The following is an 18,974-nucleotide window of genomic DNA, read 5'->3' as shown; positions in this document are numbered from 1 at the left end:
TTGATGATTAAATTAATTCGAATAGACGATAGACTTGTACACGGTCAAGTAGCTTATGCCTGGACAGGAACTTTGAATGCAAATGTCATTCTAGTTGCAAATGATTTGGTTGCCAAAGATGAATTTCAAAAAATGACTTTAAAATTAGCTACTCCTGGAGGTGTTGATTTACTTTGTTTGAGTGTTGAAGAATCAATAACTTATTTAAATGGAGAAACTTCGAATTCGAAAAATGTTTTTGTTCTTGTTAATAATTCTTCTGATGCATTGGCGCTTGCAAGAGAAGTAGAAGAGGCAAAGAAAATTAATATTGGTGGTATGAGAATGGGTGAAGGCAAAAAGATGAGAACCGCCGCTGTTGCCTTAGATGACAAGGATATAGCTAACTTTAGAGAAATACTAAAAACTGGAGTAGAACTAGAAATTCGACAGGTCCCTTCTGAAAAAATTAAGAGATTAGAAGACATAGTAAAATAAATGGAATGAGGTGGAATATTTATGGTATCAGCCTTATTAATTGGTTTAATTGCAGGTTTAGCCTACATGGATTCGAGGGTGTTTGGTGAAAATTTTCTAGGAAGACCAATCATAATTGCCCCACTTGTTGGACTTGTTCTAGGTGATTTTACTCAAGGATTAATAATAGGGGCTACTTTAGAACTCATCTTCATTGGAATTATTGGTATTGGAGCGACGGTACCTGCTGATGTAATTACTGGTTCAGTTGCTGGCACAATTTTTGCTCTTACCTTAGGCGAGGGGCCAGAAATGGCTGCAACCCTTGCTGTACCAGTTTCATTACTAACCATTCACTCAATTAATCTAGCAAAAGTTACTAATTCAATTTGGATAAATAAAGCAGATAAATATGCTGAAACAGGGAATTTGACAGCAATTGAATGGCTTCATAGAGCTGGATATGTTGTATTGTTCCTTTGTATGTTTATTCCCAACTTTATTATTGCCTACTTCGGATCCGCGTTCACAGAAGCAATATCTAATTCTATTCCAAGTTGGTTAACTGCTGGATTAAGTGCGGGAGGTGGCCTTTTAACAGCAATCGGTTTTGCAATGATCATGCAAATGATACTAAGAAAGAGTCTTCTACCATATTTTATTGGTGGTTTTATTCTAGTCACATATTTTGGACTTGATATCACAGGTGTTACTGTCGTTGGAGTCTTGATAGCCTTTGTTTTAATGAAAGTTAGTGAAGGAAAGGTGATGAACGATGTCGGATAAAGACCAAAAATTAACCAAAAGGGATTTAATTAAAGTATTTTGGAGATCTCTGCCTCTTCTAGGTTCTTTTAATTTCGAAAGGATGCAAGCATTAGGTTTTGCGTTTGCAATGATTCCAATTATTAAAAAACTTTATAAAACGAAAGAAGAAAGAGCAATCGCAGTTAAACGGCATCTAGAGTTTTTTAATACGGCTACACAACCAGCAACTTTCGTAATGGGTGTTACTGCTGCAATGGAAGAAGAAAACGCTAGAAATAAGGACTTTGACTCAAAATCAATTACAGCACTGAAGGTAGGATTAATGGGCCCACTTGCTGCTATGGGAGATTCTTTGTTTTGGGGAACGATTCGATTAGTTGCTGTAGGAATAGGAACCCAACTAACTCTGCAAGGTAATCCTTTAGGACTGTTATTCTATATTTTAATTATTAACATTCCTCATTATATTATGAGATACTTCGGTCTTTTCCTAGGTTACCGTGTAGGAGCAAGTTTTTTAAGTAAGGCCATGGAGAGCGGAATCATGAAAAAGATTACCTTTGCAACTTCTATTGTAGGTCTGATGGCTATTGGTGGAATGGTAGCAACAACTGTCAAATTTACTACACCACTCGAAATAGGGTCCGGAGATGGGGCAGTAAAAATTCAGGATATGCTCGACAGTATATTTCCTTCTATATTACCGTTAGCATTTACGTTCTTAGTTTATTATCTACTTATTAAACAAGTAAAAGTTGTTTATATAATCATTGGAACACTATTATTTGGAATTCTTGCAAGTGCTATTGGAGTTATGTAAGGTTAAGCGAATATATAAAACTTAACTTTTTAGTATGTATTTTCTGTTACTTACTTTAATTGTTATAAATTTAAATTGGAGATGAAAACTATGACATTATTAAACCAAGATTTCTATTTAGATAGAGGTCAAAAAAACTGTGATTTACGATCAACTGCAGAACTAATAGCAGATGAAATATCTGAAAAAGGTTATAAAAATATCTTTTTTGTGGGTTCTGGTGGTTCGATCGCGATGCTCACATCATTTGTAGATTATTTTAAGAAACTATCAGATATACCTGTATACGCTGAAACATCTGCTGAGTTTATAGTTGCTAATTACAAACAACTCACAGGAGAATCTTTAGTCCTTTTAGTGTCAAAAACAGGTGATGCGGAAGAAGCAGTAAAGGTCGCACAATATTGCCAGGATCAAAATATTCCTTTAGTTGCTTTTGTTGGTGTAAAGGATTCTCCAGTATATAAATTAGCCCAATATAAAATATTTATTGATGAGGATATATCTGCTTTTCGATATATACAAGTATACTTCTTAGTGTTTAAACTACTATATAATAAAGGCTATTTCAACGAATACCCTAAATTAGCCGAGGAAATAATTCAGTTACCCAAAGCATTGATTAATGCTGCGCTACATTTTGATGTAATAGCCAAAGAATTTGCGCATAGGCATCATACCGATGATTATCAACTTTGGATTGGAAGTGGTCCGAATTTTGGAGAACTTCGTAGATATACTGAATGTGTATCTGAAGAGTTATTTCGAATTAAAACACAAGCAGTACACTCTGCAGAATTTTTCCACGGTAGTTTTGAAATAGTTAACGAAGGGACATCAGTAATCCTTGTAAAAGGAGATAATGAATCTCGAAAGGTAGATGAACGTGTAGAGAGATTCTTAACAAAATATTGTCCAAACGCATTAATAATAGATCTTAAAGAATTTCCTCTTTTGGGGATTAGTGAAGAGTTTAGAAAATTTTTTAATCCGCCATTACTATCTATCCTTTTAGGAGATCGATTACGTAAACACATGGTGGAGTTCACTGGATTATCATATAACACTAGAAAGTATTATCGTGTTGTTAATTACTAAGCATGTTAGTAATAACGTTAGATATTGAAAACGGAGATAGATAAAAGGAGCACTTAGTATGATATCTAAAAATTTTTTAATTACTGATAAACAAGGAATGCATGCAAGGCCGGCATCTTCTTTAGTTAAAGTTGCATCTAAATATTCTTCGCAAACTGAACTTAATATCGGGGAAAGAAAGGCAAATGTGAGATCGATAATTAGTATCATGACATTGAATATTAAAAGTGGAGAAAGGGTTACATTGGTCACCGATGGTCCAGATGAAGAGGTAGCTATGGCCTCACTAATAGAAGTTATTGAGAAAGAAAAAATTGGTCAATTAATCTAAACGATTTGATAGTTTTGTTAAAGAAAATACCCGAATAGCGACACTTAAAAGTGATACTATTCGGGTATTTTTGTTAAAAACCTAGTTTTTCCTCAAATTTATCCCAACCCTTTGATTTATCCGACCACCCGAGGTAGTTAACGGTATGACTCCAAGATTATAAGGAACCTAAGAGGGGGGCATGATTTCTAGAAACTTAGAACAATACTTATTGCCGAAGTTTCTAACAGGTAGACATAATATCTATTCTAGGAACTTAGTTCAATTAACAAAATTAACAGCAATCCATGGTATAATAAACTACAAATACATATAACTCGTTACGTTAAAGTTATAACAACCGTTTCATTTACTACTGACATACATCAATCTACAATTCACATATCTCAATTCCCAGGAGTTGATCTACATATGCCGTACGAAAGTAAAATTCGACCACACAACGCTGATCGTGTTACCAAAAATACTACGGTTAGCAGCCGTTTGCTACAGCAGATAAAAGAAATTGCAAGCCACAATGACGTGCCATTTAACCAACTACTTAGCCAAGGAATTGATTACGTACTAAATACTTATAAAAAACCTAAAGAATTTACGGTACCTACAAAACCTGATGATCGAATTCAAATGGGAACTACTTTTAGTAATGCGCAATATGAATTGCTAAAGGAACGTGCACGTAGACTACACACGACTACCAATACATTACTTGAACTTGGAATGAAGTATATTATCGAACTGTATCAAAAAGAGTAACCCTCCCTCTTTTTCAGTAACTTTTAGTTTACATAATATTATTATGGTTACTCTTTGTTTTTTCATTAATGAATACAATAACCTCTAGTTTAATCTTGCACGTATATCCCTCAATTCTGACAATAGCTCCTCCATCTCATTTTGACTAATCCTAACGGGTATTTGATCATTTAGTGTAATAAAATGCTCTTGTACTCCACCTTCTACCTCCTTCTTCAAATACTCACAAATTGCATCAAGTCTCTCTCTACTGATTACCGATTGTGTCTTCATATGCTTAAACTGAGTTAAAATATATGTATTATCTTCAATGTCTCCAGCAATAAGTCGATTCTCTTCCACCCTATTTCACACTCCTTATGTACCTTTAAAATGCTCCTCCTCTCTCTTTTTTATGACACATAAACGTTTATTTATTGAATCTCTGTCTCTTTTCTTGTATGTTTTTAATATCTACTGTCGAAAGGACCGAGTAAACCATGACGAAAAAGCTATATTATGATAAACCGTATCTAACAAATTGGTATACAACTGTTAAAGAAGTGATCCAACAGGATGACTATTGCCTTGTTACTCTAGAAGAAACAGCATTTTATCCAGAAGGTGGTGGCCAACCATCTGATTCAGGTTTTATCGATGATATAAAAGTATTGGATGTTTTTCAAGAAGGTGGAGTCGTGTATCACAAGCTCCCCCATCCCCCAGTATCTACAGCAGTAGAATGTCAACTTGATTGGGACCTTAGATTCGACCATATGCAACAACATACCGGGCAGCATTTATTATCTGCAATTTGTATAGAAGAGTATAACGCTCATACATCAAGCTTCCATTTGGGCAAAGACATCGTTTCAATTGATTTAAGTACTTCAGGGTTTACTGAAGAACAACTCTTGCATATTGAAAAGCTAGTTAACAAAGAAATCCTACAAAACCGAGAAATAAGGACGTACTTTGTTTCAAAAGATCAAGCCACTTCACTTCCGCTTCGTAAAACGCCTGACGTCGATGGGGATGAGATGCGAATCGTTGAGATTAATGGAATTGATACATCAGCATGTGCTGGTACCCATGTAGCAAGAACAGGTGAATTAGGTCTTATGAAGCTATTAAAAACCGAGAAAAGTAAAGGAAATACTCGAGTTTATTTCATCTTTGGTGTTCGTGCACTAAACGATTATCAAGCTAGCCATACTGTTCTAACAAAATTAATGAATTTACATAGTACAAACCGTGACGGACTCCTCGAAAAGATTGAGAAACTAGAGAATGAAAACAAACAATATCAAAGAGAAATTGAGCTATTAACTAATGAACGTAACAACTTCCTTGCAAAAGAACTAATTCACTCTCAGGAGGGTCCACTCATTATTAAGTCTTTTTCGGATAAATCGCTAAAGGAGCTTCAAGGGATTGCCAAACAAATAAACGAAATTGCCAGTCTGTGTGTAATCTTTACAACATCCCTTGAAAATAAACTTCTCATCTCACATAATGGCTCGATACCAGTTCATTGTGGGCAATTATTTAAACAGGAGCTACGAAACTATAATGGTAAAGGTGGAGGCAATAGCACTGCTGCCCAAGCTGCTTTCGAAGACACAAATGACATGGAGTCTTTTAAGGAATTCTTAACATCTCAAATAAAATAATCTGCAAATAGAAAAAGCTACCGTATTGGTAGCTTTTCTTATAACTTATCAGATTTCGTAAAGCCAAGATTAATGACTCCCGCTTTTGTTAGTGAATCGTAAAGGATAACAAGTAGTGGTCCGAGTAAGAGACCTATAATACCTATAATTTTAAATCCTAGATACATACTAACTAACGCTGCTAACGCACTTATGCCAAAGCTTTGTGAATAGACTTTAGGTTCTATTATCTTCCGGATAACTGTGATTAACACGAATAGAATTAATAATCCTACACCAAGCTTAGTGTTCCCGTTAATTAAGACAAACACTGCCCAAGGAACAATAAATGACCCGGTTCCTAAAATAGGTAGTAAATCAACAATCACGATAAGTAACGAGACTATTAAGAGGTAATTCACATCTAGGATCCAAAGACCTATGTATGTGATAAGGAAGGTTACTCCACTAAGTACAATTTGCGCTTTTAAGAAACCTACAAAAATCTTTTTTAATTGGGTCGTTACAATTTTCATTTTTTCTATCGAGCTATCCTGTAATAGATCTTTTAACTTACTCTTTATTGTCGGCAAATCGTTCATGAATAGAAATGCTGCAACTAAGTACACAATGAGTTCTAACAGTAGCTCCGGTAGACTTGAAACGAATCCGAATGTACCCTCCGTAATGTTACGTGCAACTACAATTAATAGGTCCTGGAAGGAATACAAGGTATTCATGATTGAATCCATTACTTCTTTTGGTAAACCCTCAAAATAGGTTTCTAGCTTTTCAAACGTAGATATGATTTGGTCTGTATTAATATTTGAAATATAAAAGGGTATATTTTTCACGATGGTAATTAACTGATTAATTATTACGTTGATTAATAAATATCCCATGAATAAAACAAACACCATAAAAATGACAAAGGTTACCGTCACAGAATAAATCCGCTTAAACCTATACTTTTCTATTAGAAAACGAACAATTGGCTCTAATAACATAGCTGTAAGAAAAGCCAATATTAATGAAATTGACATTGGTAGTAAATACAATAAAACAACTGCAATGATAATAAGGAGAATATTTCTCTTATTTATATATTTTTTTACCATCTTCTCATAATTACCTACTCTCTACTTACTAATCAAATTCGCTTTGGAGTATGTATGCCCGATTTTTTTGGGAAGAAAAAGTTAAACTTCAAACTGTGGATGATCTATTCTACAGATTGTTTGTTTAACCAATCAATCATTTACTGGCAGTTGCCTGCGAACGCATACTGCAAGTAATCCAGGGAAAACTTCCTTATAAAAATCGTTGCATCCGCCGGAGGCATTAAACAATTATCCAATTAAGTTTCAAACCCTGACTGAATAAAGAAATCCGACATCCTTATACAATTATTGTACAGTAAAGCAGGCATATTTAAAATATAAATATTTTTCAAAATAAACCCCATATCATTTGACAATCTTACGCATACAAAAAGAAGCTACTGATATATCAATAGCTTCTTTTATCTTTCCTTACTTTGTTTCTTCCGTACTATCCTCTTGGGTAATGACCCATGTATCAATTACTTCTCCTGCAGCCTCTGTATCGACTACAAAGGAACCATTACTGTAACGATCATTCGGACGTAAGGAATTGGCATTTATTGATTCTATATTTCCGTTCTGAGTTTTCATGAATATCTCATCTGAGCCAATTACAAAATGTGCACCTGCCACTCTATGTGCATGATTCTTCAACTCTCGAAGCATGACTAACCCACGTTTTGCTCTTGTTGCTTTCTCGAATTCCGTTAGCTTCATTTTCTTTGCGGCACCGCGTTGAGTTACGATACTTAATTCGGCTGGAGTGGACGGTGGTAATACATGTCCCGCTATTACATAATCTCCATCCTTAAGGTTAATCCCTTTTACACCCGCTGCTCTTGCACCAACGATATTTACTTCTTCCTCGCTAAACCATAAACCATATCCAAGATGAGTCACAATGAATACATCCATATTTCCGTTAGTTACATAAACATTGGTCACTTCATCTTCATTTTTTAGATTAATAGCAACAAGCGGTTTGGAATAACGCTGTGCCTTATATAAAGATAACTCCGATTTTTTTACCATCCCATTTTTCGTAACAAAAAGTAGATATTCTGGTAAATCGAAATTGGTAACCGGAAATGCCTCAATGATGGTTTCATCTCGGTCTATAGGAATAATATTTGCGACATGCTGACCTAGGTCCTTCCAACGAATATCAGGAAGCTCATGTACAGGAATATATAAGTAATTCCCTTTGTTTGTGAAAAGTAAGAGTGTATCTGTTGTGTTAATTTCAAATTTCCGTAATAATCTATCTGTATCCTTCATTCCAAAATCCTGCCCATTCGAAGCAGCATAGGAACGAGGACTTGTACGCTTCACATATCCATCCTGAGTAACCGTTACAATTACATCCTCCGAAGGAATCATAACCTCAAGATTGATTTTGATTTCTTCAATTTCGTCCTCAATTTTAGAACGACGATTGTCAGCATACGTCTTTTTTACACGTTTTAGGTCTGTTTTGATAACCTGTAGTAGCTTACTTTCATTTTGAAGAATATCAACTAATTCACTTATTTTTTGATTCAACTCATCAAATTCTTGTTGAAGAGCTGTGATATCTGTATTTGTTAACCGGTATAATTGGAGCGATACAATTGCTTCAGCCTGTGGCTCAGTAAAATCGAATTGTTGTATTAAGTTATTTTTTGCATCCCTTTTATCTTTTGAAGCACGAATGGTTGCAATAACTTCGTCTAGAATTGATAAGGCTTTTATGAGTCCTTCCACAACATGCTGGCGTTCTCTTGCCTTTTCCAATTCAAAATGTGAACGGTTGGTAATAACCTCTTTTTGATGGTTGATATAAGCATCTAGTATCTTCGGTAAACTCATCAATACGGGGTGTCTATCTAAAATTGCAACCATATTAAAATTATAATTAATTTGAAGATCTGTATTTTTATAGAGGAAGTATAAGACACCATGAGCATCTGTTTCTTTCTTTAGTTCGATCACAATCCTCAATCCCGTACGATCTGTTTCGTCACGGACTTCATTAATTCCTTCTACTTTACGATCTAAGCGGAGCTCATCTATCTTCTTAACAAGATTCGCTTTATTCACTTCAAATGGTATTTCCGTAATAACGATTTGTTGTTTTCCACCACGAAGATCTTCAATTTCAGCTTTACCACGAACAATTATTTTTCCTTTGCCTGTCTCGTATGCTTTCTTTATCCCTTCGATTCCTTGAATAATCCCACCGGTAGGAAAGTCAGGTCCCTTAATAACCTTCATTAGTTCATCTACTGTTGAGCTAGGTTTATCAATGCGCATGATAACCCCATCAATAACCTCACCTAAATGATGTGGTGGGATATCAGTAGCATAACCAGCTGAAATCCCTGTTGAGCCATTGACAAGTAGGTTGGGGAACATAGCAGGTAAAACTACTGGTTCCTTACTAGTATCATCAAAGTTCGGAATAAATTCTACAGTGTTTTTATCAATATCCTGCAATAGTTCAGCAGCAAGTTTTGACAGACGTGCTTCTGTATAACGCATCGCTGCAGGTGGATCACCGTCATTACTACCGTTATTCCCGTGCATCTCAATTAATACATTCCGTACCTTCCAGTCCTGGCTTAGACGGACCATCGCTTCATACACAGAGGAATCTCCATGTGGATGATAGTTACCAATTACGTTACCAACCGTTTTAGCTGATTTACGAAATCCTTTTTCCGCTGTATTCCCTTCGACATACATTGCATATAAAATACGTCTTTGAACGGGTTTCAAGCCATCTCGTGCATCAGGTAATGCACGATCCTGAATAATATATTTACTATATCTGCCAAAGCGATCCCCTATTACTTCTTCTAAAGGTAAATCACGATATCTCTCTGTTTGTACCATTTATTGTTACTCCTCTTCTACGACCGTTAAATTTTCATTGTCCAAAATATTCGAATCATCTTCTAAACCAAATGCAACATTCGTTTCAATCCATTTTCGGCGCGGTTCAACTTTATCGCCCATTAGGGTTGTTACACGGCGTTCGGCTCTTGCTGCATCATCGATACGGACTCGAATTAGCGTTCGTGTTTCAGGATTCATTGTGGTATCCCATAGCTGATCTGCATTCATTTCTCCTAAACCTTTATAACGCTGAATAATGTAGCCTTTTCCTACCTTTTTGATAGCACCACTCAGTTCGTTATCGTTCCATGCGTATTCGATAATTTCTTTTTTACCAGAGCCCTTACTTACCTTATAGAGAGGAGGTAGTGCAATATATACCTTCCCCGCTTCAATTAAAGGCTTCATATAGCGATAAAAGAAGGTTAATAGTAATACCTGAATATGTGCCCCGTCAGTATCAGCATCTGTCATAATAACAACTTTGTCATAATTGATATCACTAACAGTAAAATCAGCTCCAACACCGCCACCAATTGTATGAATGATTGTATTAATCTCTTCATTTTTAAAGATATCAGCGAGTTTGGCTTTCTCAGTATTGATGACTTTACCCCTCAGTGGCAGAACTGCTTGGAAACGACGATCACGTCCTTGTTTTGCTGAACCTCCTGCAGAATCTCCCTCAACTAGGTAAAGTTCATTCTTATCAGGATTACGTGATTGAGCTGGTGTTAACTTACCACTCAGTAGTGCTTCTGATTTCTTTCTCTTCTTACCACTTCTTGCTTCTTCTCTGGCTTTTCTAGCAGCCTCTCTAGCTTGAGATGCCTTTATCGCTTTTTTGACAAGAAGTGTACTCACATTGGGATTTTCCTCAAGAAAATATGCAAGGTTTTCTGATACAACTGAATCGACAGCAGAGCGAGCTTCACTTGTTCCAAGCTTTCCTTTAGTCTGTCCTTCAAATTGCAACAATTCTTCAGGAATCCTCACGGAAACAATTGCAGTTAAACCTTCACGAATATCGGAACCATCAAGATTTTTATCTTTTTCCTTTAATTGACCCGTTTTTCTGGCGTATTCATTAAACGCACGGGTCAATGCCGTTTTAGATCCTACTTCATGAGTACCGCCATCCTTTGTTCTAACGTTGTTAACAAAGGATAGTATATTTTCTGAATATCCATCATTAAATTGAAAGGCAAAATCCACTTCAATCCTATTTTGTGTCCCTTCGAAGGAAACTACAGGATGAAGTACGTCCTTTTCCTCATTCAAGTACTGAACGAAGGCTTCTATTCCACTTTCATAATGATATACATCATGGAAATCATTACGCTCATCTATTATCTCGATTTTTAATCCTTTTAATAAAAAGGCGGACTCTCTTAAACGTTCGCTTAGTGTTTCAAAATTATACGTAATTGTACTAAAGATTGTTGGATCAGGTTTGAAATGGATTGTTGTCCCAGTTTGATTGGTTTTTCCTACATTTTCTAATGTTGTTACTGGGATACCACCGTTTTCAAAGCGCTGCTCATAAACAAAACCATTACGCTTGATTGTTACCTGAAGCCATTCAGATAATGCATTCACAACTGAGGCCCCTACTCCATGAAGACCACCACTTGCTTTATAGCCACCTTGTCCAAATTTACCACCTGCGTGTAATACAGTAAAAATGACCTCAGGTGTTGGCTTACCCATTTTATGCATTCCAGTAGGCATTCCGCGTCCTTTATCTTGAACACTAATACTATTGTCTTTATGAATTTTTACAATGATATGGTTTCCATAGCCAGAAAGTGCCTCATCTACAGAATTGTCTACAATTTCATAAACTAGATGGTGAAGCCCTTTGCTATCTGTACTTCCTATATACATACCAGGTCTTTTTCTAACAGCTTCAAGGCCCTCTAGTACCTGAATTGCATCATCATTGTAATCAAATTGTTGTTGCTTAGCCAAAAAACATACCCCTTTCGTCTACAAAACACTTGGAAAGTAATCCAAGTACATGGCTCATTAGCCTCTCTCTATATAAGTAGTATCACTATAATAAGTATATCTTACTTGCAGAACAAATGTTTTATTTTTTCAAACTCTATGTCTTATTTTATAACTTTCTCCAGATTTCGCAAACCGTTTATGGCAAAAATGCAAAAATCCTTGCCTTTACACAAGGATTTTTCTCACTTATATTGCGTTTTCGAAAGCCAAAGTGGAAAAAATTACGTTACTTCGTTAATGCATGTTCTACTTTAATACACCGATCCATAACAACTGTATACCCTTTTCCCTTCAAGAAGTCAAAAGCTTCCTCACTCACACAACCAAGTTGTGACCAAAATACATCGGCATCAATGTTGACAAAATCTTGAGCCACATCCATTAAATACTCTGAACGGCGAAAAACATTTACAATATCAACATGTCCTTCGATATCAGTTAGCGATTTAAGAGCTTTAACACCTAAAACTTCATCGATGGTTGGGTTTACAGGAATGATTTCATACCCTGCTTCCTGCATTGCCTTACTAACCATATGGGACGTTCTTTCAGGGTTACCTGACAAACCTACAACAGCTATCCTTTTACTCTTTTTTAAGATCTTACCCAGTTCTGTACGTGATGGAATTTCCATTGGCATCTTAAACAAATCCCCTTCTTACATTTTCTCATTCGTTACGACAAAATCTTGTTAGTTAGTATTTCGGTCCTCTTCGGAGTTATTCCTGCATTAAATGGTAATCGTCATAAAAATCATTATTTTCATCGTGGCTTTGGGAAAGTTTTGTCGAAATAAAAAGAAAACATCATATTATGATAAAAAATTTTGTATAATGATAATACTTGTACAAGCATGGTATCATGAGTAAATAGTGATACAATGATTTACATGCACTTATTATTATAATTATATTGAAGGAGTTATGTGTATGGGATTAGAAGTAATAATTATACTCCTTGCTTATCTTCTTGGATCAATCCCTTCTGGTTTAATCGTAGGGAAGGTTGGCTACGGTATTGATATACGGGAGCATGGTAGTGGAAATTTAGGAGGGACAAATACGTTTCGTACCCTCGGAAAAAAGGCAGGCTTAATCGTTACAATTGCAGATATTTTAAAAGGAACACTTGCTACAGCACTACCTTTGATAGTTTCTTCAAGTGACTTACATCCTTTATTAGTTGGGATGATTGCTGTTGTTGGACATATGTATCCGATATTCGCTGGTTTCAAGGGTGGTAAAGCAGTAGCAACCTCTGGTGGGGTATTATTGGCGTATAACCCAATTCTATTTATTACAACACTTCTTGTCTTTTTTATTTTCTTAAAGGTTACGAAGATGGTGTCTTTATCATCTATGCTAGTAGCCATTTATTGTGTAACATTTAGTATTGTTTATAGTATTTTTATTCAACTAGATGTTCCACTAATTATCGTCGTTTCATTACTAGCAGCTTTTGTGTTTTATCGACATCGTGCCAATATTACTAGAATTAAAAATAAAACCGAACCAAAAATAAAATGGTTATAAGTAAAATATTAAAGAAAGGACGTGTGACATCATCTTAGTCGCACGTCTTTCTACTTTACTTAGATAAATCGATCAAAGAATTCCAATATACTACGATTCACTTTAATTTCATTCTCCTTTTTCGAGAATCCGTGACCTTCATCTTCTAATACAAGATATTCGACTTTTACCCCTTTGTCCTGTAATGCCTGAACAATTGTATCAGACTCTGCCTTTACTACTCGTGGGTCATTTGCACCTTGAATAACTAACATCGGTTTAACCATATTATCTAAATGTGTAATTGGTGAAAACTCAATTAACTTCTCGCGATCTTTTACTGGATCTCCCACCCATTGGTTCATGACAGGCTTCCAATGCTCAGGAACAGATTCGATAAAGGAGAATAAGTCACTTGGTCCAAATATATCAATTACAGCCTTGAAATATTCTGGATGTTTCCCATGGAGCAAGAGTGACATATACCCACCAAAACTACCACCTAATAAAAGAATTTTTTCTCGATCGGCATAGCCATTTTTTATTAACCACTCAAGACCTTCAACGTTGTCTAAACGTGGTCCGTGTCCCCAATCTCCTTCTACCATTTTCGAGAATGACAATCCATACCCAGTTGATCCTCGGAAATTAGGAGCAAAGATAGAATAACCACGGTTTACTAAAAACTGAAACATTGCTCTAAAAGACTTTCTTTCTGCAGCCTGTGGACCACCATGTGGCCATAAAATAACATGACCATTTGAGACATCCTCGTTTGCTTTAAAAAATAAAGCCTCGATTTCCAATCCATCGAACGAAGGATATGTAATAACATCTGGATTAACCAACTCATCCTCGCTTACGCCAGGTACTCCAAGGTTTGTACAAGCATCCCATGTGTTTTTATTTACAGAACGCTTATAAATGTTAAATGGTTGTGTTGCTGAACGTCCTAGAACATAAAGATTATTATTTTCAGTTACAAGTAATTTTTCAATGACGCTCGTTGGAGTATCAAGTTTTTCTATTTCACTAGATTGAATATTAAAAGAGTATAAATAGTCTTCAACACCCTTTTCACTTACGATGTAAATGGATTGTGATTGTTTATTATACTTAATGCTCTTGAAATTTTCCTTTTCAAAGGAAATAATTTTTGTGAATTGGTTAGATAGAATATCAAATTTTGCTAAATAAGAAAAATCGTCATCATAATCTGTCACTACATATACCGTATTCTCATCAGTAAATAGTACATCTGAGACAGTATGTTGTCTTTGTGTTTCAGGAGTTAATCGAATAACCTCATTATCTTTGTGTAAGTATACTAAAGAATACGTATTGGCAAAATGCTTCAAATACACTTGAGCTGTTTCTTCCGGGCTAATCGCAATTAAGTACGTTGCAGCATCAGCTCCTTCATTAATAAGTATCTCTTCTTCGGTATCAAGATTAAAGCAATATGTATTCAAATACATCTCGTTTTCTTTCGTTGAAGTATAATACAATTTACTTCCATCATTGGATAAGATGGGAATCATATGTCTGTGTCCTTCCGCTACACGTACAGGCTTTAGCTCTCCTCCCTGGGGCTGAAGTGCAAAAAGCTGAGTATTCTCGTCACCATCTTTATCGAAGCCCGCGATGAAAAATTGACCATTTTTATCATACGTAAGCTCTTGGCAACTTTGATCAATAAAAGTAAGCGGATAAGGATAATTGTTTGGAAGATCCATTGCCCACAAATTATATGTACCACTTAGATTTGTACTAATTACTAGCTGCTTTTCATCCGGGCTTACCGTGAAATTTTGAATTGCAAAGGTTCTAAAAAACTGTTCAACATCAGGTTTTTGAAAGTTCATTCTCCTACACCTACCTATTAGAAATAAAAAAGCTATATGCATTTTATTCGACAAGTTGTTTGAATATCCTCCCTAATTATTTCGAGTTATGAAACATCTTATAGTTATGACAATTTTCGCTAAATTTTTAACATTTTTTCATTCATTTATATTATAGTAGAATTATCATATCTTAGGGAGAAATGTCATATGAGAAGAAGTAGAAAGAGTAGAAAAACAAGAAATATCTCAAAATACCTCATAAGTTTTATCCTTCTACTACTTGTATCAGCAGGTGTTTATTATTCAGTAGATCGTATAAAGTCCAATAGTTCAGCTAAAGTCTATGTTGCTCATAGTCATGACTTAAAAAAGACCGCACAGGAATTTAAACCATTTACAACATCGATGACACTCGCAGCAGTTGGTGATATATTAATACATTCAATAGTATATGATGATGCGAAGACTGGTGAAGGATATGATTTTAAACCAATGCTAGCAAATGTTAAGGATTTGCTTAAAAATCCAGATCTTACGATTGCAAATCAAGAAACTATTGTTGGTGGAACGGAAATAGGTTTATCTACCTACCCATCCTTTAATAGTCCATTTGAGGTTGCTGATGCTCTTAAGGATGCAGGTGTTGATATTGTATCAATCGCAAATAACCACACCCTCGATCGTGGTGAGAGAGCTATTTTAAGTGCAATCGATTACCTTACTTCGATTGGAATCGAATATACAGGGGGCTACCGTAGTCTTGAGGATAAAAGTAGAATTCGTGTGTTAAACCGAAATGGGATAAGTATAGCATTCCTATCGTATACGTATGGAACAAATGGAATTCCAGTCCCTAAAGGAAAGGAATACCTAGTAAACCTAATTGACATGAATCTCATTAAAAGTGATATAAAAGAAGCAAGGCAAGTAGCCGATGTTGTTGCAGTAAGTATGCATTGGGGTAATGAATATCAACTCTACCCAACTGATCAGCAAAAACAGCTTGCACAGGAGCTGTCAGATGAAGGTGTAGATCTCATTATTGGTCACCATCCCCATGTATTACAGCCTATGGAATGGATAAAAGGCAAGGATGGAAATGAAACATTTGTCATATACTCACTAGGGAATTTTATCTCTGGTCAAATGTGGGATTATAAGGATATTGGTGGCGTATTAGAAATTGAAATTGTAAAAGAAGTAAAATCAAAGGATGTAACAGTTGTTCAATTACAAAACCCTGTATTCACTCCAACTTTTGTTTCCAATAGTCACTATCGAAACTTTCAAGTTGTACCCTTGCAAAACGCTGGATCGTTTGGTCTGAAAAATGCTAACAGCAAATATGAAGAAATGAATCAACATATGAACCAATGGATGAATTCTACACAACAAAATTAATAAACTTTAAAAGGAAACAAATTATGTAGTAAATAAAATTTATTAATAAACCACTCTCAAACGTCCGATTTAACCTACATCGGACGTTTTTTTATGAGTGAGATTTTAAGCAAATTAACAGGAACGAAACTGATGTATAACGAATAAACAAGAACATAAAGGTAGTAAAAATGCATAAATGCTCAGAAATTCTCTGAGCGATTTCTATGTATTATTTTTATGTTGTTTTGTTTTTATAAGACTTTTATTTATCAAACTTTCACTTATAATTCCTTCTGTTTTTTCGCTTTTTCATATGCTGCGTGCCAATCTGGATAATGCTTTCTAATTTGAATCGGACGGAACGAATCCTTCTTCACACAAACATGTGATGATGTAGCAAAAACCGACAACTCACCATCTGGCGTTTCAACTTCATACCCATAAATAACACGTAAACCATCATAATGCTCAATCCAAGTTTTTACGAGTGCTGTTTCACCATAGCGTAATGGTTTTTTGTATGATACTTGAAGGTCAATGACTGGAGAGATAATACCCTCACTCTCCATTTCAGCATAACTGAAGCCTAGGTCTTTAATCAGTTGTGTTCGTCCTACTTCCATCCATACTAAATAGTTGGCATGATATACAACACCCATTTGATCTGTTTCTGCATATCGTACTTCAACTTCCTTCTTTGAAATAAGCACATAAACCTCTCCCTATCTTCATTCAACTTTTTATTACAATAATAGTATCACAAATAGGAAGCGTCTAAAAATGATACGAATATGTCAAAATATAAAAAGGAGTATGCCGTATGGGCATACTCCCTGTCAATTACTGATATCCATTTTCACGAGCTGATGCTTCATCTTTAATTTCTTCTCTCATAGCCTCAATAGCCTCTTCACGACGTTGATTTTTAGCTTGAACTCGTTGACGATCTTGTTCATTAGAAAACGCCATAGATTCTTCTGCCTCTTCGATGTTTTCAATCGTGTTCTGAACCATATCTTGAAGTTTTTCTACATTATCGCTACGATCATCTGGTTTTGGTTTGTTGTGAGTCATTTTCTTTCCTCCTATGTAGTAAGTAGTAACACATACCTATTTTGCTTCATATATGGAGATTTTATTTCTGCTATTAAGAAGATTTAACTGGTAAAAGGATAAAAATAAAAGGACGTTGTCAAAAACGCCCTTTTATCCAATGTATTACTATTCACCTTTTGTTTGCATAACCTGTGCATGTTTACCTGATGTATCTTGCATTTGTTTCCCTTTATTTCCACCAAATCCACGTGGTTGTGTTCCAATTTGGTTGTTTTTAAATTGGTTATGATGATTTTTTGGCATGTTTTATTTCCCCCTCCTCCTTTTCATTATCACCCGTAAAGGTGTTTCTCATGTAATAAAAAGAGTGGAGAATGTATCCAGATATATATAAAACATTAAAGATTTGATGGGAAATTTTACTCAGCTTTTTCTAATCTTTTTTGCTCTAGTCTCGCCTCAATACGCTCCATTGCTTCCTGGTCTTTTAGCAATTGTTGCTTGTTTTCCTTTACCAAATCAGCAAATGAAACCTTTCTAACTTTTCTCAATATTCTCACCTTCCTCTATCTACCATTGTAATAGTAATAATCTCCAAAAAACGCATAAATTATTACAAATTTTCGAAAATTTATTCAAAACTTTTTTATAAGTAAAATTTTGTGTTGACATTCACATAATATATTCAAGAATACACTTAAAAAGTGTAGACGTTTGTCTACACTTTTAGTAATAAATCTATTTAAGTTTGCTCACATAGCTCTCTAACATCTCTAAATCCATTTGACCCTTTATATAATCATTAATTGTACCATCTGAGTTGATAAAGAAGGTTTCAGGCAATCCTAGAACCTTGTAATCACTACTAGCTTGGTTTTTTGGGTCTACTAACAAGGGAAACGTATAACCTTTACCATCTACAAATTCTAGCGCATTTTCAGCTTTTACTTCTGAAGCAGTCATATTAACCGCTAAAACCTCTATATCATCACTTTTTGATTCATAAAATGTTTGAATCTCCGGCATTTCCTCACGGCATGGCTTACACCAGGATGCCCAGAAATTAATAACCACCTTTTTTCCTCTAAGATCAGAGAGTTGAATCGTATCGTTTTCATTATTTAATACTTGAAGTTCAAAATCAGGAGCTGTATTTCCAATCTCAATACCTGTAACTCCTCTTTTCTGCTCCTCCAAATATTCAAATACAGCATATCCGATAAGACCAAGCAGTACCAAGCCAATTACAATTTTTTTAACCATATAAACCTCCGTGTTCTTCAGCCCATATCAATTACGCCTCGGCATAATGGCGTCCAGATTC

At 35.4% G+C, this 18,974-nt stretch carries 20 protein-coding genes; 9 read left to right on the top strand and 11 right to left on the bottom strand.

Features of this window, described 5'->3' with window-relative positions:
• The first annotated feature begins 3 nt into the window (after positions 1 to 3).
• From ACWNMY_RS20730 to ACWNMY_RS20705, 6 genes are all read left to right on the top strand, one after another.
• On the top strand, positions 4 to 477 hold the full coding sequence (locus ACWNMY_RS20730; protein ID WP_449540143.1) for a PTS sugar transporter subunit IIB: 474 nt from the start codon (positions 4 to 6) through the stop codon (positions 475 to 477).
• Between the two features lie 21 nt (positions 478 to 498).
• Complete coding sequence (locus ACWNMY_RS20725; protein WP_449540142.1) at positions 499 to 1,242, top strand: PTS mannose/fructose/sorbose/N-acetylgalactosamine transporter subunit IIC; 744 nt, start codon at positions 499 to 501, stop codon at positions 1,240 to 1,242.
• The gene (locus ACWNMY_RS20720) at positions 1,232 to 2,044 is read left to right on the top strand and encodes a PTS system mannose/fructose/sorbose family transporter subunit IID (RefSeq protein ID WP_449540141.1); all 813 of its coding nucleotides are present in this window, start codon (positions 1,232 to 1,234) and stop codon (positions 2,042 to 2,044) included. Before ACWNMY_RS20725 ends, ACWNMY_RS20720 begins: the two co-directional genes overlap by 11 nt.
• Before the next feature lie 90 nt (positions 2,045 to 2,134).
• Positions 2,135 to 3,142, top strand: coding sequence for an SIS domain-containing protein (locus tag ACWNMY_RS20715; protein ID WP_449540140.1), 1,008 nt, complete (start codon positions 2,135 to 2,137; stop codon positions 3,140 to 3,142).
• Positions 3,143 to 3,200: 58 nt separating this feature from the next.
• Positions 3,201 to 3,473, top strand: a complete 273-nt coding sequence (locus tag ACWNMY_RS20710) for an HPr family phosphocarrier protein (protein WP_449540139.1) — start codon at positions 3,201 to 3,203, stop codon at positions 3,471 to 3,473.
• 411 nt (positions 3,474 to 3,884) lie between these two features.
• Positions 3,885 to 4,229 carry a hypothetical protein gene (locus ACWNMY_RS20705; protein WP_449540138.1) on the top strand — a complete coding sequence of 115 codons (345 nt, stop codon included), beginning with the start codon at positions 3,885 to 3,887 and terminating at the stop codon, positions 4,227 to 4,229.
• Positions 4,230 to 4,313: 84 nt separating this feature from the next.
• Here the strand turns inward: ACWNMY_RS20705 and ACWNMY_RS20700 are convergent, their stop codons facing one another.
• Positions 4,314 to 4,571, bottom strand: a complete 258-nt coding sequence (locus tag ACWNMY_RS20700; protein ID WP_449540137.1) for a hypothetical protein — start codon at positions 4,569 to 4,571, stop codon at positions 4,314 to 4,316.
• 137 nt (positions 4,572 to 4,708) lie between these two features.
• On the opposite strand from ACWNMY_RS20700, the gene ACWNMY_RS20695 reads away from it, so the two are divergent.
• Positions 4,709 to 5,881 (top strand): alanyl-tRNA editing protein, encoded by a 1,173-nt coding sequence (locus tag ACWNMY_RS20695; protein WP_449540136.1) that lies wholly within the window; start codon positions 4,709 to 4,711, stop codon positions 5,879 to 5,881.
• Between the two features lie 38 nt (positions 5,882 to 5,919).
• Here ACWNMY_RS20695 and ytvI read toward each other — a convergent pair whose 3' ends face one another.
• The 4 genes from ytvI to ACWNMY_RS20675 all read right to left on the bottom strand — a co-directional run bounded on the left by ytvI (position 5,920) and on the right by ACWNMY_RS20675 (position 12,493).
• A complete protein-coding gene (gene ytvI / locus ACWNMY_RS20690) occupies positions 5,920 to 6,978 on the bottom strand; it encodes a sporulation integral membrane protein YtvI (protein WP_449540135.1) in 1,059 nt (352 codons plus the stop codon).
• Between the two features lie 414 nt (positions 6,979 to 7,392).
• Entirely contained in the window at positions 7,393 to 9,837 is a 2,445-nt protein-coding gene (gene parC, locus ACWNMY_RS20685) for a DNA topoisomerase IV subunit A (protein ID WP_449540134.1), read from the bottom strand.
• Between the two features lie 6 nt (positions 9,838 to 9,843).
• A complete protein-coding gene (gene parE, locus ACWNMY_RS20680; protein ID WP_449540133.1) occupies positions 9,844 to 11,811 on the bottom strand; it encodes a DNA topoisomerase IV subunit B in 1,968 nt (655 codons plus the stop codon).
• A gap of 268 nt (positions 11,812 to 12,079) precedes the next feature.
• Positions 12,080 to 12,493 carry a CoA-binding protein gene (locus ACWNMY_RS20675; protein ID WP_449540132.1) on the bottom strand — a complete coding sequence of 138 codons (414 nt, stop codon included), beginning with the start codon at positions 12,491 to 12,493 and terminating at the stop codon, positions 12,080 to 12,082.
• A 289-nt stretch (positions 12,494 to 12,782) separates the two neighbouring features.
• Between ACWNMY_RS20675 and plsY the strand changes: the two genes are divergently transcribed.
• A complete protein-coding gene (gene plsY / locus ACWNMY_RS20670; protein WP_449540131.1) occupies positions 12,783 to 13,385 on the top strand; it encodes a glycerol-3-phosphate 1-O-acyltransferase PlsY in 603 nt (200 codons plus the stop codon).
• Positions 13,386 to 13,444: 59 nt separating this feature from the next.
• Here plsY and ACWNMY_RS20665 read toward each other — a convergent pair whose 3' ends face one another.
• Complete coding sequence (locus ACWNMY_RS20665; protein WP_449540130.1) at positions 13,445 to 15,229, bottom strand: S9 family peptidase; 1,785 nt, start codon at positions 15,227 to 15,229, stop codon at positions 13,445 to 13,447.
• Positions 15,230 to 15,418: 189 nt separating this feature from the next.
• On the opposite strand from ACWNMY_RS20665, the gene ACWNMY_RS20660 reads away from it, so the two are divergent.
• On the top strand, positions 15,419 to 16,612 hold the full coding sequence (locus tag ACWNMY_RS20660; RefSeq protein ID WP_449540129.1) for a CapA family protein: 1,194 nt from the start codon (positions 15,419 to 15,421) through the stop codon (positions 16,610 to 16,612).
• A 263-nt stretch (positions 16,613 to 16,875) separates the two neighbouring features.
• Here ACWNMY_RS20660 and ACWNMY_RS20655 read toward each other — a convergent pair whose 3' ends face one another.
• The 5 genes from ACWNMY_RS20655 to ACWNMY_RS20635 all read right to left on the bottom strand — a co-directional run bounded on the left by ACWNMY_RS20655 (position 16,876) and on the right by ACWNMY_RS20635 (position 18,913).
• Positions 16,876 to 17,304, bottom strand: a complete 429-nt coding sequence (locus tag ACWNMY_RS20655; protein ID WP_449540128.1) for an acyl-CoA thioesterase — start codon at positions 17,302 to 17,304, stop codon at positions 16,876 to 16,878.
• Positions 17,305 to 17,434: 130 nt separating this feature from the next.
• A complete protein-coding gene (tlp, locus tag ACWNMY_RS20650; RefSeq protein WP_449540127.1) occupies positions 17,435 to 17,668 on the bottom strand; it encodes a small acid-soluble spore protein Tlp in 234 nt (77 codons plus the stop codon).
• A 147-nt stretch (positions 17,669 to 17,815) separates the two neighbouring features.
• Positions 17,816 to 17,953, bottom strand: a complete 138-nt coding sequence (locus ACWNMY_RS20645; protein WP_449540126.1) for an acid-soluble spore protein N — start codon at positions 17,951 to 17,953, stop codon at positions 17,816 to 17,818.
• 116 nt (positions 17,954 to 18,069) lie between these two features.
• Positions 18,070 to 18,201 (bottom strand): FbpB family small basic protein, encoded by a 132-nt coding sequence (locus ACWNMY_RS20640; RefSeq protein WP_449540125.1) that lies wholly within the window; start codon positions 18,199 to 18,201, stop codon positions 18,070 to 18,072.
• Positions 18,202 to 18,388: 187 nt separating this feature from the next.
• Positions 18,389 to 18,913, bottom strand: a complete 525-nt coding sequence (locus ACWNMY_RS20635) for a redoxin domain-containing protein (RefSeq protein WP_449540124.1) — start codon at positions 18,911 to 18,913, stop codon at positions 18,389 to 18,391.
• Between the last annotated feature and the right edge of the window lie 61 nt (positions 18,914 to 18,974).

This window comes from Ferdinandcohnia sp. Marseille-Q9671, from assembly GCF_976954385.1.
The sequence above is the reverse complement of the archived record's forward strand: the minus strand, read 5'-3'. Positions and strand labels throughout refer to the sequence as shown.